Origin of the sequence: Micromonospora sp. NPDC000121 (assembly GCF_042899165.1) — a bacterium.
Taxonomy (GTDB): domain Bacteria; phylum Actinomycetota; class Actinomycetes; order Mycobacteriales; family Micromonosporaceae; genus Micromonospora.
This window is the reverse complement of the sequence record NZ_JBIAZP010000004.1, coordinates 219058-231752: the sequence shown is the minus strand read 5'-3', so window position 1 is coordinate 231752 and position 12695 is coordinate 219058. Positions and strand designations below refer to the sequence as shown.

Annotated in this window: 15 protein-coding genes; 12 read left to right on the top strand and 3 right to left on the bottom strand. The window is 68.4% G+C overall.

Going from position 1 to position 12695, the window contains the following annotated elements; translation table 11 throughout:
• Nucleotides 1–550 precede the first annotated feature (550 nt).
• Both ACFY23_RS14555 and ACFY23_RS14550 read left to right on the top strand, forming a co-directional pair.
• Nucleotides 551–1180 carry a hypothetical protein gene (locus ACFY23_RS14555; protein WP_350683650.1) on the top strand — a complete coding sequence of 210 codons (630 nt, stop codon included), beginning with the start codon at nucleotides 551–553 and terminating at the stop codon, nucleotides 1178–1180.
• Nucleotides 1181–1500: 320 nt separating this feature from the next.
• Entirely contained in the window at nucleotides 1501–2157 is a 657-nt protein-coding gene (locus tag ACFY23_RS14550; protein ID WP_350683652.1) for a hypothetical protein, read from the top strand.
• An 85-nt stretch (nucleotides 2158–2242) separates the two neighbouring features.
• Here ACFY23_RS14550 and ACFY23_RS14545 read toward each other — a convergent pair whose 3' ends face one another.
• Both ACFY23_RS14545 and ACFY23_RS14540 read right to left on the bottom strand, forming a co-directional pair.
• Nucleotides 2243–2710, bottom strand: coding sequence for an NUDIX hydrolase (locus tag ACFY23_RS14545; RefSeq protein ID WP_350683654.1), 468 nt, complete (start codon nucleotides 2708–2710; stop codon nucleotides 2243–2245).
• Between the two features lie 24 nt (nucleotides 2711–2734).
• Complete coding sequence (locus tag ACFY23_RS14540) at nucleotides 2735–3958, bottom strand: helix-turn-helix transcriptional regulator (protein WP_350683656.1); 1224 nt, start codon at nucleotides 3956–3958, stop codon at nucleotides 2735–2737.
• Nucleotides 3959–4341: 383 nt separating this feature from the next.
• Between ACFY23_RS14540 and ACFY23_RS14535 the strand changes: the two genes are divergently transcribed.
• From ACFY23_RS14535 to ACFY23_RS14525, 3 genes are all read left to right on the top strand, one after another.
• Nucleotides 4342–4599 (top strand): hypothetical protein, encoded by a 258-nt coding sequence (locus ACFY23_RS14535; RefSeq protein WP_350683680.1) that lies wholly within the window; start codon nucleotides 4342–4344, stop codon nucleotides 4597–4599.
• The gene (locus ACFY23_RS14530) at nucleotides 4592–4834 is read left to right on the top strand and encodes a hypothetical protein (RefSeq protein WP_350683658.1); all 243 of its coding nucleotides are present in this window, start codon (nucleotides 4592–4594) and stop codon (nucleotides 4832–4834) included. The genes ACFY23_RS14535 and ACFY23_RS14530 overlap by 8 nt, the downstream gene beginning before the upstream one ends.
• A 321-nt stretch (nucleotides 4835–5155) precedes the next feature.
• A complete protein-coding gene (locus ACFY23_RS14525; protein ID WP_350683660.1) occupies nucleotides 5156–5881 on the top strand; it encodes a GntR family transcriptional regulator in 726 nt (241 codons plus the stop codon).
• Here ACFY23_RS14525 and ACFY23_RS14520 read toward each other — a convergent pair whose 3' ends face one another.
• A complete protein-coding gene (locus ACFY23_RS14520) occupies nucleotides 5882–6343 on the bottom strand; it encodes a hypothetical protein (protein ID WP_350683662.1) in 462 nt (153 codons plus the stop codon).
• A 149-nt stretch (nucleotides 6344–6492) separates the two neighbouring features.
• Between ACFY23_RS14520 and ACFY23_RS14515 the strand changes: the two genes are divergently transcribed.
• The 7 genes from ACFY23_RS14515 to ACFY23_RS14485 all read left to right on the top strand — a co-directional run bounded on the left by ACFY23_RS14515 (nucleotide 6493) and on the right by ACFY23_RS14485 (nucleotide 12690).
• Nucleotides 6493–6921, top strand: coding sequence for a hypothetical protein (locus tag ACFY23_RS14515; RefSeq protein WP_350683664.1), 429 nt, complete (start codon nucleotides 6493–6495; stop codon nucleotides 6919–6921).
• Nucleotides 6922–7085: 164 nt separating this feature from the next.
• On the top strand, nucleotides 7086–7313 hold the full coding sequence (locus tag ACFY23_RS14510) for a hypothetical protein (protein WP_350683666.1): 228 nt from the start codon (nucleotides 7086–7088) through the stop codon (nucleotides 7311–7313).
• Complete coding sequence (locus ACFY23_RS14505; protein ID WP_350683668.1) at nucleotides 7304–8737, top strand: FtsK/SpoIIIE domain-containing protein; 1434 nt, start codon at nucleotides 7304–7306, stop codon at nucleotides 8735–8737. Before ACFY23_RS14510 ends, ACFY23_RS14505 begins: the two co-directional genes overlap by 10 nt.
• The gene (locus ACFY23_RS14500; protein ID WP_350683670.1) at nucleotides 8734–9396 is read left to right on the top strand and encodes a DUF2637 domain-containing protein; all 663 of its coding nucleotides are present in this window, start codon (nucleotides 8734–8736) and stop codon (nucleotides 9394–9396) included. The genes ACFY23_RS14505 and ACFY23_RS14500 overlap by 4 nt, the downstream gene beginning before the upstream one ends.
• A gap of 65 nt (nucleotides 9397–9461) precedes the next feature.
• Nucleotides 9462–11174: a replication initiator gene (locus ACFY23_RS14495; RefSeq protein WP_350683671.1), complete on the top strand. Its 1713-nt coding sequence runs from the start codon at nucleotides 9462–9464 to the stop codon at nucleotides 11172–11174.
• 77 nt (nucleotides 11175–11251) lie between these two features.
• On the top strand, nucleotides 11252–11449 hold the full coding sequence (locus ACFY23_RS14490) for a helix-turn-helix domain-containing protein (protein ID WP_350683672.1): 198 nt from the start codon (nucleotides 11252–11254) through the stop codon (nucleotides 11447–11449).
• Nucleotides 11449–12690 carry a site-specific integrase gene (locus ACFY23_RS14485; protein ID WP_350683674.1) on the top strand — a complete coding sequence of 414 codons (1242 nt, stop codon included), beginning with the start codon at nucleotides 11449–11451 and terminating at the stop codon, nucleotides 12688–12690. Before ACFY23_RS14490 ends, ACFY23_RS14485 begins: the two co-directional genes overlap by 1 nt.
• The last annotated feature ends 5 nt before the right edge of the window (nucleotides 12691–12695 follow it).

The following is a 12695-nucleotide window of genomic DNA, read 5'->3' as shown; positions in this document are numbered from 1 at the left end:
CTTCATGAACTGCTATTCGGTGGCAAGCCGCGGAGCGGCGCGGCAGCGATCGCCCTGCCCTCGATGACGGCCACTCTGCTCGCGATCGTCACGGCCTGCCTGTCCTTCGACCTGCCGCTCGGACCGCCCGGCGCGCCGGCCGATGCCGGCCGAAGGCCGCCAGCAGGCCGAGTGCGCCGGGCGGGGCCGCGCGTGCGCGGCCCTTGATCCAAGAGAGAACGTTTCGGCAATGCTGAGACTTGAAGCCTGAACCCTTTGGGCGGGTGCCGATCATCGCAGATCGGGCGGATGGGCGTGACTGACCTGGGCGAGGCCCCTCATGGCCTTACAGCTGTTGACAGCCCTTCTCGGCGTCAGTTGCGCCCGTCATGTGCCCGATGATTTTGCAGGCCTTGACTTCACTGTCTCGACCTGGTCTATGACGGTGACCCAGCGCGAGAATCGGCGGCAACCAGATAGGGCTAGGGCCCTTGCCGCCGGCATCGGCCCCCGGCAAGCTAGCGGCTGGAGTGGCAGCCTATCCATCGAGCCGTTAACGAGGAGACACGACATGCCGTTGCCAGACTGGACCGGATGGGTTTCCTTGATGGGCGTGTCGGGAATTCTGGGCGGAGCTCTGGCGGGTGCGATTGATCGCTGGAACCTCAAGCTCACCGGCAGCCAGCAGAGCCAACGCCAGCAGCTGGAGTTGGCGGGCCAAGAGGAACGTCAGCAGTTGGAGTTGGGCGGCCTACGGGAGAGGCAGAAGCTGGACCTAGAAGGCCAGCGCGAACGCCAGCAGGCGGATCACCGACACCAGCAGGCGATGCTGCAACAGCAGGCCCACTTTGAGGCCCGCAAAGAGGCAGCCGAGTTGGCCGGCAATGCGTTGGCCTGGATCTATTACGAGGCGGTGGAAAAGTACGGCCTAGACGTCGACATGTTCCCAGCGCATCTGCCGTCTGGCGGGCATGCGGACGTCGGTGATGTCATTCGCGACCTTCGAAAGTTGCACGCAACGCACCCGACGAAGGCAGTGCGCGACAGGGCAGCACGGCTGGCCACGAACCTGGAGGTCGACTACAACACGATCAACGTCAAGGTCGGCGATATGAACGAGCCAAATCTCGACGACTTGCTGGCCTGGCAGAGGGACCTCGAAGCCCTGATCGAGGTCATCAACGAGCCTCCTGGACGGTGACAACTGGAAGTGACGTTTACATACAGCGACTGGCGGTCGCGGACGACTGCGACTTGTATCGAGCCCTTCTCGATTCCCGCCGGGGGATGCGGTCTCAAGCTGATGGCTGCTGTCAGCCCCCGGTGTCAGGCACACCGGGCAGCGTCAACGAGCAGGCGCCAGCACTCGTCGGCGAGGGTTGCCGGACCGACCCGCATCGACGCTCACGCTGCTTCCTTGCTGCCTCGCCGCCTGCGCCCGGTGCCCGGTGCGTCGGGTGCCGAAGTGTGAGTCGCAAAGTCGACAGTGCAGGCGCGATCCCTACCCGGCAGGATGCACCGGTGAGGCTTGATCGCAAGACGTGGCTGCTTGTTGCGGGCAGTGCGATGTTCCTCGTGCTCGCCCTCGTACTCATCGCCGCTGCAATCTCTGCGGGCTACAAAGCGCCAACAGGGGAAGAACAACCGAAGATCACTGACTGGATGCAGGGATGGGGCAGCGTCTTCGGCGTGTTCGCCGGGCTGCTCGCCGCCGCAGCCGCCGCAGCCCTGCTGATGCATGAGCGCCAACAGGTGCGTGAGGCGCGTGCGGAGCTGGCTGCTGCGCGAGATGGCGAGGAGCAGAGCAAGGCACAACTAGTGATGACTACTAGGCCCTCCCTCGTCACGCATTACGGCGACATCCGAAGCGCACGGGTTACCGTTTACAACTTCAGGCAATCGCCAGTCCACTGGGTATCCGTCTCGGTGAGGTTGAGCGGCGGCCAAGTCATCAACTTAAAGACGAAAGAATTCATCCCGCCGCACGATTCGACGCAGGTAGGCGGCGAGCCTGAGGCACCGATCCATGCACAGGCTGGCGGGAATCGGGAAACTGCGGTTGTAACGGTGGAGTTCACCGATCCCGCAGGGCAGCGCTGGCGGCGTGTCAACAACGGGCAGCCTCAGCGGATCGCGCATGAGCTGGAACTGACGAGCGAAGAGGAATCGGCGTCTTAGGAAGGGTGAAGACCACCAGATCATCTCTCGTCCTACCAAAACGAACGTCCGGGGGCCACCCTGAACCCGTGTCGAAACTCTGTGGCTAGAGGGCGTTGCCGTGCTCCGCATAGGCGGCATTGCCGCTGTTGTGTGCTGCGATCGCTGTGCGGAGTCTGCGAGTGAGTCGAAGCGGTCCGTGATGATCCAGATCTCCTGATGTCACGTAGCGCCATTCGGTGAGTTCACCGTCCGCGAAGCGGATGGCCTGTTCTTGCTCTGTAGTGAGAAAACCAGCATCGAAAATGAAGAGGAGTTTGTCTCCTTCGTGCTCGGCCGGTGCCCAGTCGACGACGAGCATGGGGCCGACAGCGATGGTGAGGCCCAGTTCTTCCTGGATCTCGCGCATACACGCTGCACGCGGTGATTCGCCGGGTTCGACGTAGCCGCCGGGGATGTCCCAGTGCTTCTTGTAGCTGGGGCGTACGAGGAGCACGTGGCCTTCGTCGTTGAAGAAGAGGGCACCGGCGGCGACGCGTGGGGTTGCCATGGGTGGCATCTCGTTGGCCGTCACCAGGGCAGCCTAGATGAGCTGGGCTCAGTCGAGCACCTTGAGCCGCCGGGCCAGGCCGACCAGTTCGGCCGAAGGCTTGCCGCGCTGCCGACGTACCCAGGTCAGGGCAAGTTGACGGCTGAGGAAGTGGTGGCGGACCTGCTCGGGTGCCATCTGCTCGACGTCGAGCAGGACAGCTTGGGCGTCATCGACGCGGTTCCACGAGCTGTAGGCGCGGGCGACTTCGAGGGCGTGCCGGACGCGGCGTTCCATCGGTAGGCCGGCGGTGTCGACGCGCGGTCCGAGGTCGATGGCGACTTGCAGGTCGCCCAGTTCTGCGGCGGTGGCGACGCGGTGGATGGCGACGTTGGTTGGGCCGAACGCGGTCCAGAGGTAATTGGCGTCGGTCCCGAGCTGGCCGGCGGCGTGGTCGGCGGCGGCGAGGAAGGTGCGGGTGGTGGCGGCGTCGTTGGATCGGGCGGCGGCCATCGAGCCGGACAGGAAGAGGGTTCCGTAGACGGAGAGCAGCGCTGGTGTGGCGTGCTTGAGGTAGGGCTCAAGGTAGCCGGCGGCGTCTTCGGTGAGGCGTACGGCTTCGGCGTAGCGGCCGGTGGCGTGCAGGGCGTGACCGACGGAGCGAAACAGTGAGCCGGTGATGAGCGGGTCGCCAGTGGGCCGGACGGCGGCCAAGCCGCGGTCGGCGGCAATCCACGCGAGGTCGCTTTCCCCAAGCTTGGTGAGCTGGGTAGCTGCGAGCTGGTACGCCAGACCGAGCAGGCGGCGGGCCTGGTCCTGGTCGTCACCGTCGTGGTGGTCGGCGGCGGCCTGGGCGCGGTGGAGCAGGTCGGGTAGGCGGCCGGTAACGTACCCGAATCGTGAGTCCTGGTAGGCGTCCCAGAGGGCGCCTACCTCCTTCTTGAGCACGGCGACGCTCGGCGGCTCCCCGTCCGTGCCGGCACCGAACGGGGCGATGGCGCGGTAGTTCATCAGGGCGGCGCGCAGGGCGGGCACTGTTTCGGTGCCGCTGTCGCTGGTCCAGTCGAGTAGGGAGGGTTCGCCGAGCAGGTCACCGAGGGACACGTCCAGGACTTCGGCGAGGGACTTGATAACGGAGAGCCGGTCCAGTTCGATCCGGTTGTTCTCGATCTTGCCCAGCCAGTCGGCGGTACGGCCGATGAGCCCGGCCAGGACCTCCTGGGACAGGCCACGCCGCCGGCGGTACCAGGCGACGCGCTCGCCGATGGTCAGGGTGTTGGTCGTCCCGCGCACCGGTTCACTGTCTCCCCTCGGTCGGCGGCGACCCCGGAAGGATTTTCCGGGTCGCTGGGCGGTATGTGCCACAACCTGTCTGCATGACGGGGCTGAACGTATCGAGCAACTGCCAATCCTGCTCCGGCGCGGGCTGGAAGTACACCCTTGCCCGTACCGCCATACGAAGGATGGGGCGAGGGTCGGAGCGCACTCGTTCCCTTGCCCGGCGGTCCTGCCTGGACTGCGCGGGTTCCGGTCGCTCGGCGACCTGCTGAGGCTGGCCCGGGGTGGGTGCTGGCGTGGGGCCGCGACCCGAACGACGACCCGTGAATGGCCCGCCCGCCTCGGCGCTTCGCACGCCGGCACCGCGCCGGCCGGGCGTCCCAATGCCGGGCGACTTGGTGCTGATCGACGGCCGGGCATCGGTGCAGTTCGGCGGCGACCGCGCGCTGTGGCTGCGGGTTGCCTCGATCTGCGACAAACCGACATACCACGGCTGGGTGTGGCTTACCGGCTACTCCATCAACCCGGCGGACGGCAAGGCACTGGCGCGGCGCGAGGTCTTCGTACAGATCGCCGGCCTGCAGATCCGGCCACGCACGACCGACAGCGCGCCGCCTCGCAACGTGGCGCCGGTGATGAGGAGGCGCGGTGTTTGACGTTCGGGTACGACTCGGCTCGGTGCTGCGGATCGCCGCCGCCGACCGGTACCGACCCTCCGACGGACCAGTGACGCTGTGGGTGACCGGGGTCCGGCTGGTGGTCAACCGCCCGACACATGAGCAGTGGATCTGGGTCGAGGGAATGAGGCTGAGCCCGTCCGGCCGGCGGGGGCCGCAGGCGCAGATCTTGGTACGCGCCAGCCTGCTACCGCCGGATGGGCCGGCCCGGTGACCACGTACCTGTCCGGTACCGTGCGCGACCAGCTCCGCGCGGCACAGGCGCAGCTCGACCGGCACAGGGCGTCGAGCGCGGACGGGCGTTGCGTCGGCCGCGGCGAGGAAGGCCGGTGCCCACAGCGGCGGGCGGCGCTGCGTGTGTTCGGCCGGTACGGCTGCCTGCCGCGCCGGTGGCTGTCGACCGGGATGAACACCTTCGTATATGCGGACGGCTTGAATCCTCCCAGGGACCATGGATAGCTTCTAGCCGTCCAGAAGTGCTACCAAGTTCATACACCTGTGTTTACCAGTCACGACCTGAGGTTGGATGCCCCTGATGGCGTACGAGATACCGACGCCGAAATACCTGCGCGTGTTGAACACGCTGCGGAAGCGCATCGAGGACGGCGACTACGCGCCCGGTGCGGCACTGCCGTCGGAGAACCAGCTCTGCACGGAGTTCGGGGTGTCCCGCCCGACGGTGCTCAAGGCGCTGGGCATCCTCAAGCAGGACGGCTGGATCGAGTCCCAGCAGGGCAAGGGCAGCTTCGTCCGCGGCCGGCCCGCTTCCGGCCGCACCTCTCCCGACTACGCCCGCGACGCAGTCGAGCTGGACGAGACCGGGGAAACGGAGATCCTGCACGTCGGTCCCGTGCTCGCCTCACCGCGGATCGCGGCGGAGTTGAAGATTCCCGAGGGCACGCCGGTCTACGAGCGGCGCCGCCGGACTGTTTCGGAGGCGGGGCCGGTGGACCTGGTCGCCACGTTCGTGCCGGTAGACATCGCGGCCGGTACCGACATCACCAAGCCGGACCCGATCCCGGGCGGCCTCCTCGACCTCATCGCGCGCCAGAAGGGCCTACGGGCCGACTACGCCACCGAGCGCATGACGGCACGCCGGGTGGGCGACGCCGAGGCTGAGGCGTTGGACGTGCCGGCCGACGAGTCGGTGATGAGCGTCGTCATCACCGTGCACCAGGCATCCGGCGACCCGATCATGACATCGGTTTTGGTGATGCCGGGAAGTCGTCACGAGATCGAAGACACCTACGCCATGAGCTGATCAGCTCCACTCGTCGCCGTAGAAGTCCTCGTCATCGTCGTCAGGTGGCAGCGGTGATTGCCACCAAAGGTCGATGAGGAAGCTCTCGGTACCGTCGATTGCGTTGCCATGAACCCGGACGCCGTAGACCCCAGCCCCCTGAGGCAGCGCAACCTCAGCCGCCGCACCGGCGGTTATCTGCTCGACGAGAAGTTCACCGGTTGGGCAGTGCAATTGAAGCTGTCGGCAGCCGCTCCATGCGCCGCCGTCCGGCTCGGGCTCGCCGGGCCAAAGTCGCATCTGAAGCTCGGCATTGGGCGAAAGCGCCCGAACGGTGAGCTGGTACGTGGACGCGCCCACCACCTGATCCTGCGAAGCCCTGTATGACTCGCCGTCGTCGCCGGCATCGCACCACACGTCACGAAGGACAAAGTGGCCGTAGTGGACGGAGACGGAGATGTTATGCGCGGCAAGGGGTTCCACGTGGCTGAGACTCTCAGCGCCCTCTGACACTCCGACATGAACCAGCCTCATTAGACCTTGCTTGTGTTTACAAGCTGACGTAGCTTGTTAGATCAACCGGTTGTCAGGTAGACGACTGGTAAGGCTAGGAGGCTGTCCACGTGGTTCCGATGACGTTGAAGGTTCCGGTCCCGTCCGAGTACGTGTTCCCCGCCGGGGCGCTCTGCCTTGGTGTGTCGCCGCAGATCGACTTTGAGCGGCGTGGTGAAGCGGACAACCAGGCGCGGGACAAGGAGACCGGGGAGCGGGTCTGGGTGGTGCGGGTGATGGACCTGGACCCGGAGGCGGGGAAGTTCGGTCGGTCGACCGAGGTGAAGGTGAAGGTGGTGGCGGCGCAGCAGCCGGTGCCGCCGCCGTCGACGGTGCCGGGTTACCCGCCGGCGGTGGAGTTCGAGGGCCTGACCTTGACCCCATATGTGGATTCGCAGCGGTGCAAGCCGGGCCGCTCGTCGGGTGACTGCCGTTCCCGGATGGCGTACTCGCTGCGCGCCACCGCGATCCGGCCGGCGTCGGCGGTGCCGGGTTCGGTGGCGGCCTGACTGGTTGTCGTTTGGCGCGCGGGGCGGGGCGTTTCCCCGCCAAGAGTCCCGGCCCGTCCCGCGCTCTTCCATCCCTCACGTGTGAAGGAGGGCGTGATGCCCACCGTAGTTCCCCCTGCCCTGAACTGCTTTGAGAGCTGCTGCTCGTCGGGGTGGTGGTTCTGATGTCCCGTACCCGTCTGGTCGGTCTGCGGCACGCCTACCGGGAGGTGGAGGCGGCCTTCCGGTCCGTGCTGCGGTTGCCGCCGGCTTCGGCGCGGGTGTGCGCGATCCGCTGCCCTCGCTGTGAGCAGTGGGTGAAGCCGCGCCGGTTCGACCTGCGGCGCATGTCGTGCCGCTCGTGCATCGCCACCCTGGCCCGTCCTGGCAGGGGTGGTGACCTGTGCCTCTGATCAACATCATTCCGGGCGACAAGATCCCGGTGGCGCCGATGAACGTGCGCCTGCCGGCGTGGCGGGTTCCGGGTTGGCTGCTGGTGTTCTGGTGGCTGGCCCGGGGCCTGTTCCGGATCACGGTCCTGGCGGTGCGGTACTGGTGGCTCACCACCCCGACCGTCGCCTCTCTGTGGGTGCGGGCCGAATACGGGGGCCTGGTCCTGGCCGGCGTCGTCCTGGTCGTCACCGCCGGCTGTGCAGCCTGGTGGCGGTGGCACCCGTCGTCGTGGCTGCGGTTCGGCTGGTACCCGATCGTCAGCCGCGTCCGGGCTCTGACGGTGTATCGGCGACGGTGGGCGTCGGTCATGGCGACGTGTGGGCTGGCGACGGCGTTCGCCAGTGACCGGTACGTGCCCCAGCTTCTCAAGGTGCGCTGTGACCGGCACGGCGACGAGGTGACGGTACGGATGCTGCCCGGTCAGATCCCGGACGATTGGGGGCAGGCCGCGGAACGCCTCGCCTACGCCTTCCGCCTCCGCCAGGGCCAGGCCCGGTCCACGGACCGGCCGGACCAGGTCGTGCTGCGGTTCCTCCGCCGTGACCCCCTGGCCGGCACGGTGGCGCCGCTGCCGGTGCCGGCGGTGCCGGACCTGGCCAGGCTGCCGCTCGGTGTGCGGGAGGACGGGCAGCCCTATGAGCTGCGCTTGGCCGGCTCGCATGTGCTGATCGCGGGGGCGACGGGGTCGGGCAAGGGGTCGGTGTTGTGGTCGCTGATCCGCTCGCTGGCCGGTGGCGTGCGGTCGGGGTTGGTGGAGCTGTGGGCGTTCGACCCCAAGGGCGGCATGGAGTTGGCGGCCGGGGTGCCGCTGTTCGCCCGGTTCTCCTACGACGACCCCGACGGCATGGCCGGCGTCCTGGAAGAGGCCGTCAAGCGGATGCGCCTGCGGGCGGCCCGCCTGCGCGGGATCGCCCGCCAGCACACACCGACTGTCGACGAGCCGTTGATCGTCCTGGTGGTCGACGAGCTGGCGGCGTTGACGGCGTACATCACCGATCGGAAGGTCCGCGACCGGATCAAGGAAGCCCTCGGCCTGCTGCTCAGCCAAGGGCGCGCGGTCGGGGTGCATGTGGTGGCGGCGTTGCAGGACCCGCGTAAGGACGTGCTGCCGTTCCGGGACCTGTTTCCCACGCGCATCGGTCTGCGGCTGACCGAGCCGGAGCAGGTGGACATGGTCCTCGGCGACGGCGCCCGCGACCGGGGAGCACTGTGCGACCGCATCCCCGAATCCGCCCCCGGGATCGGGTTCGTCGTCCTCGACGGCGTCCGCGAATCCGTCCGGGTTCGGTTCGCCTACCTCACCGACGACGACATCCGCGAGCTGGGTCGTGACTACCGGCGGCTCTGCGACGACACCAGCGACGAGCAGGAGGTGACCAAGTGAAGGCCAACGCGGATCGGGTGGAGGGCGTGGTCCTGGTGCTCATCGTCCTGACCGTGGGCGGGCTGGCCGGAGCGGCATCGTTCACCCACGTCCACGACTGGACCATGGCCAACTCCCCGGCCGGTACCGGGGACTGGTTTGGCTGGGCCAACGCCGCCATCTCCGAACTCCTCCCCTTGGCGGCGCTGCTCACCATCCGGCGGCGACGCCGCACCGGCGGACCGATCGGCTACCCGATGTTCCTGCTCGTCTGCGCCGTCGCGCTGTCGCTGTCGGCGCAGCTCGCCGTGGCCAAGCCGGGCGTGTCCGGGTGGCTGCTGTCGGCCGTGCCAGCGCTGGCGTTCCTCGGCCTGTCCAAGCTCGTCTTCTCCACCACCCCAACGACAACGGCACCCGTCGACAAGCCGGCAGACGCCGACGGCTGGGGCGACGTCCCGCCCGGCTACGACCCGATCGAGGACCGGCCGTCCCTTGACGGCGTCGACGAGGACCAGGCGGCGACAGTCGCCCTGGAGACCACCGACGAGCAGCCGCGCCCGGCAACCCTCCGTCCGGTCTCCCCGATGCCGGTGGAGCGGCGGCCGGGACTGGTGCCCGTGCCGGCGGCGGCGTTCGCGCCCCGCAACGGCAGCGTCTTCGGCGGGGAGCGTGACCGGTGAACCAACTCGAACTCATCCCCACGACTCCCGTCGAACAGCCCCGCCCGGGGTCACGGGCGGACAGGATGCGCAAGCCCCTGGCCAAGGACGCGCTCAAGCAACTCGCCGAACAGAATGGCGTCTGCGTCCGCCCCCTGGCCCTGCGGCGCACCGACACCGCCACCGGCCTGACCGAGGTAGTGGAGGTGCCCTGCGGGGCGACGCTGGCGGCGAAGTGCAAGCCGTGCGCGGAGCGGGGCCGGCGGCTACGCATCCAGCAGATCCGCGAGGGCTGGCACCTCGCCGATGAACCCGCCGTCCGCCCCGACAAGCCCGGTGAAGACGTCCTCGCCCTCGTACGGGTCCGGGCACACTTGGAGTTCGAACGGGAAGCGCTGCACTACCAGCCGATGACCCCGGACGAGCGGGCCGCGCAGATCGCCGACGTGGACGCCGCGATCGCGGAACTGGACGAAGCCCTCGCCGAAACCAGCCTGCGCGGCCACCTCACCCCGAAGGAACGCGACGAACGACCCCGACGCAAGCGGTCCACCCGGCGGCGGCAAGATTCGCCGGACCTGCCCCGGCTGCCGGTCGACCCGCGCACCGTGGGCCGTGCCTACTCGGGCAAGGCAGGCAAGACGCACCGGCCGTCGATGCTCATCACGCTCACCTTGGGCTCACACGGGCCGGTGCACTCCCACCTGCGGCGGGGCGCCTACGTCGCCCCGTGCGAGTGCGGCCAGCGGCACGGCCCCAACGATGCTGTGCTCGGCACGCCAGTCGACCCCACGACATACGACTACCGGCGGGCCGCCCTGGACGCGATCCACTTCGCCCGGGTCCTCGACCGGTGGTGGCAGAACGTCCGCCGCGCCGCCGGCTGGAACGTCCAGTACGCCGGCGCCGTCGAGCTGCAACGACGCCTCGCCCCACACGCCCACTTCGCCATCCGCGGCACCCTGCCCCGCCGGCTGCTCAAGCAGATCGCCGCCGCCACCTACCACCAGGTGTGGTGGCCGGCCTTCGACGAGCCGGCCTACCCCGTCGACAAGCCACCGGTCTGGGACGTCGACCGACAGGCGTACGTCGACCCGAAAACCCGGGAGCCGCTGCCCACCTGGGGTGAAGCCCTCGACGCCCTGGAAGAACCCGACAGCCGCCCCGCCTACGTGGCCCGCCTCGGTCGGATTGACGCCCGGGGCATCGAACAGGGCACCAAGGATGCCGAACGGTCCATCCGGTACGTGACCAAGTACGTCACCAAGGACCTGACCGACCAAGCCAAGCCGCGCTCCGACGCGCAGAAGGCGCACTTCGACCGGCTCCACGCCGAACTGGCCGTGCTGCCGTGCTCGCCGACGTGCGCGAACTGGCTGCTGTACGGAGTCCAGCCGGACGGCGTCAAGGCCGGCTTGACCCCCGGCCGGTGCACCGGGAAGGTCCACCAACGCTCCACCCTCGGCTTCACCGGCCGCCGCGTCCTCGTCTCCCGCCAATGGTCTGGCAAGACCCTGGCCGATCACCGGGCGGACAACCGGTCCTGGGTGCGGGCGATCCTCGCGGGCGGCATGGCCGACACCGAGGAGCACGACCAGGCGGCCGACGAGACGGACGGCTCGAAGCGCTACCGGTTCGAACTCGCCCGACCCGAAGACCCTGACGTACCGCCCATGGAACACCGCCTCCTGCGCGCGATATCCGCCCGCATCCGCTGGCGCTCCGACCTCGACACCGCCCGGCTACGAACAGCCGCCGGCGGGTCAGCAACCGGCCAACCCGTCACACCCGTGGCTTGAATCCTCAAGGTGGTTCCTCCGCTGACCCGGTGCCCACCGCAGCTTGCCCTGGCCCGTCTCACGAGGAAGGCCAACCGATGTACGCCCCGACCCCGATCGATCCTCGCGTGCTGCGCGTCGAGGAAGCCGCACGAGCGCTCGGCATCGGCCGCTCGCTCGTCTACGACCTGATCCGCTCCGGCCGGCTCCGCTCCTTCAAGGTCGGCAGTCGCCGACTCATCCCGGCCGCCGCCATCGACGAGGTCATCACCACACTCATGGAAGAAGCTGCCTGATGCCCAGAGAATCCAAGCCACGCCAGACCACCGCCCGCCGTAACCCGAACGGCGAAGGCTCCATCTACCAGCGGTCCAGCGACGGCCGCTGGGTCGGACAGGCATACGTGCTCGCCACCGACGGCACCCGCAAGCGCAAGTTCGTCTACGGCGCGACCTGGGAGGAGGCCCACGCCAAGCTCGTCGAACTCAAGTCGAGATCCCAACGTGGCATCCCCGTCCCGGACCGGGCCTGGAAGCTCGCCAACTACCTGCCCTACTGGCTGTCCGCGTACGTCACTGACCTGAAGCCGACCACGGCACGCGGGTACGAAAGCGCGGTACGGCTACACCTGATCCCGGCCCTCGGCACCAAGCGCCTCGACGGGTTGCAGGTCCAGCACGTCAAGGCGTTCATGGACGAGTTCCGCCGTAAGTGCCTCTGCTGCACGAACGGTCTCGACAAGATCCGTCCGGTCGACAGGCGGTGCTGCTCCGTTGGCCGGTGCTGCCAGCGGTACCCGAGTGCCCGGCAGATCCAGTTCGTGCACGCCGTGCTGCGCAACGCGCTTCAACACGCGATGCGGGAGGAACTGGTGTCGCGCAATGTCGCCAAGCTAGTCCGCGTCCCATCGCCGCGCTACAAGGTTGGCAAGGGCCTGTCCGTCGACCAGGTGCGCAAGATCCTCGCTGCCTCCGCTGGTCACCGCCTGCACGCGCTCTACGTCGTGGCCGCGACGATGGGGCTCAGGCGCGGCGAACTGGTCGGCCTTCGCTGGTCGGATGTCGACCTGGATGAGGGCACACTGCGGGTTCAGCAGACCGTGCAGCGGGTTGCCGGGCAGCTCCACGTCCTAGACGCCAAGACCGAGGACTCGGAGGCGGTGCTGCCTCTGCCCGAGGTCACCTGGCTCGCCCTCTTCGAACATCAGGAGCGGCAGCAGAGCGAGCGGGCCGCGCTCGCCGAGGTGTGGGAAGACCACGACCTCGTCTTTCCCTCGGAACGGGGCACCCCGATCGAGCCCACCAACCTCAGTCGCTCGTTCGCCCGGCTTCGGGAGGCCGCCGGCCTGCCCGGTGTCCGCCTGCACGACCTGCGGCACACCGTCGTGTCGCTGCTGATGGAGCTGGGCGTCCCGCCGCACGTCGTCCAGGCGATCGCTCGGCACGCCGACGTGAAGATCACCCTCAAGGTCTACGCCCACGCCAACCTCGACGCGATGCGTCAGGCGCTCGGCAAGCTCGACGGGCGGCTGTCATGACCCCG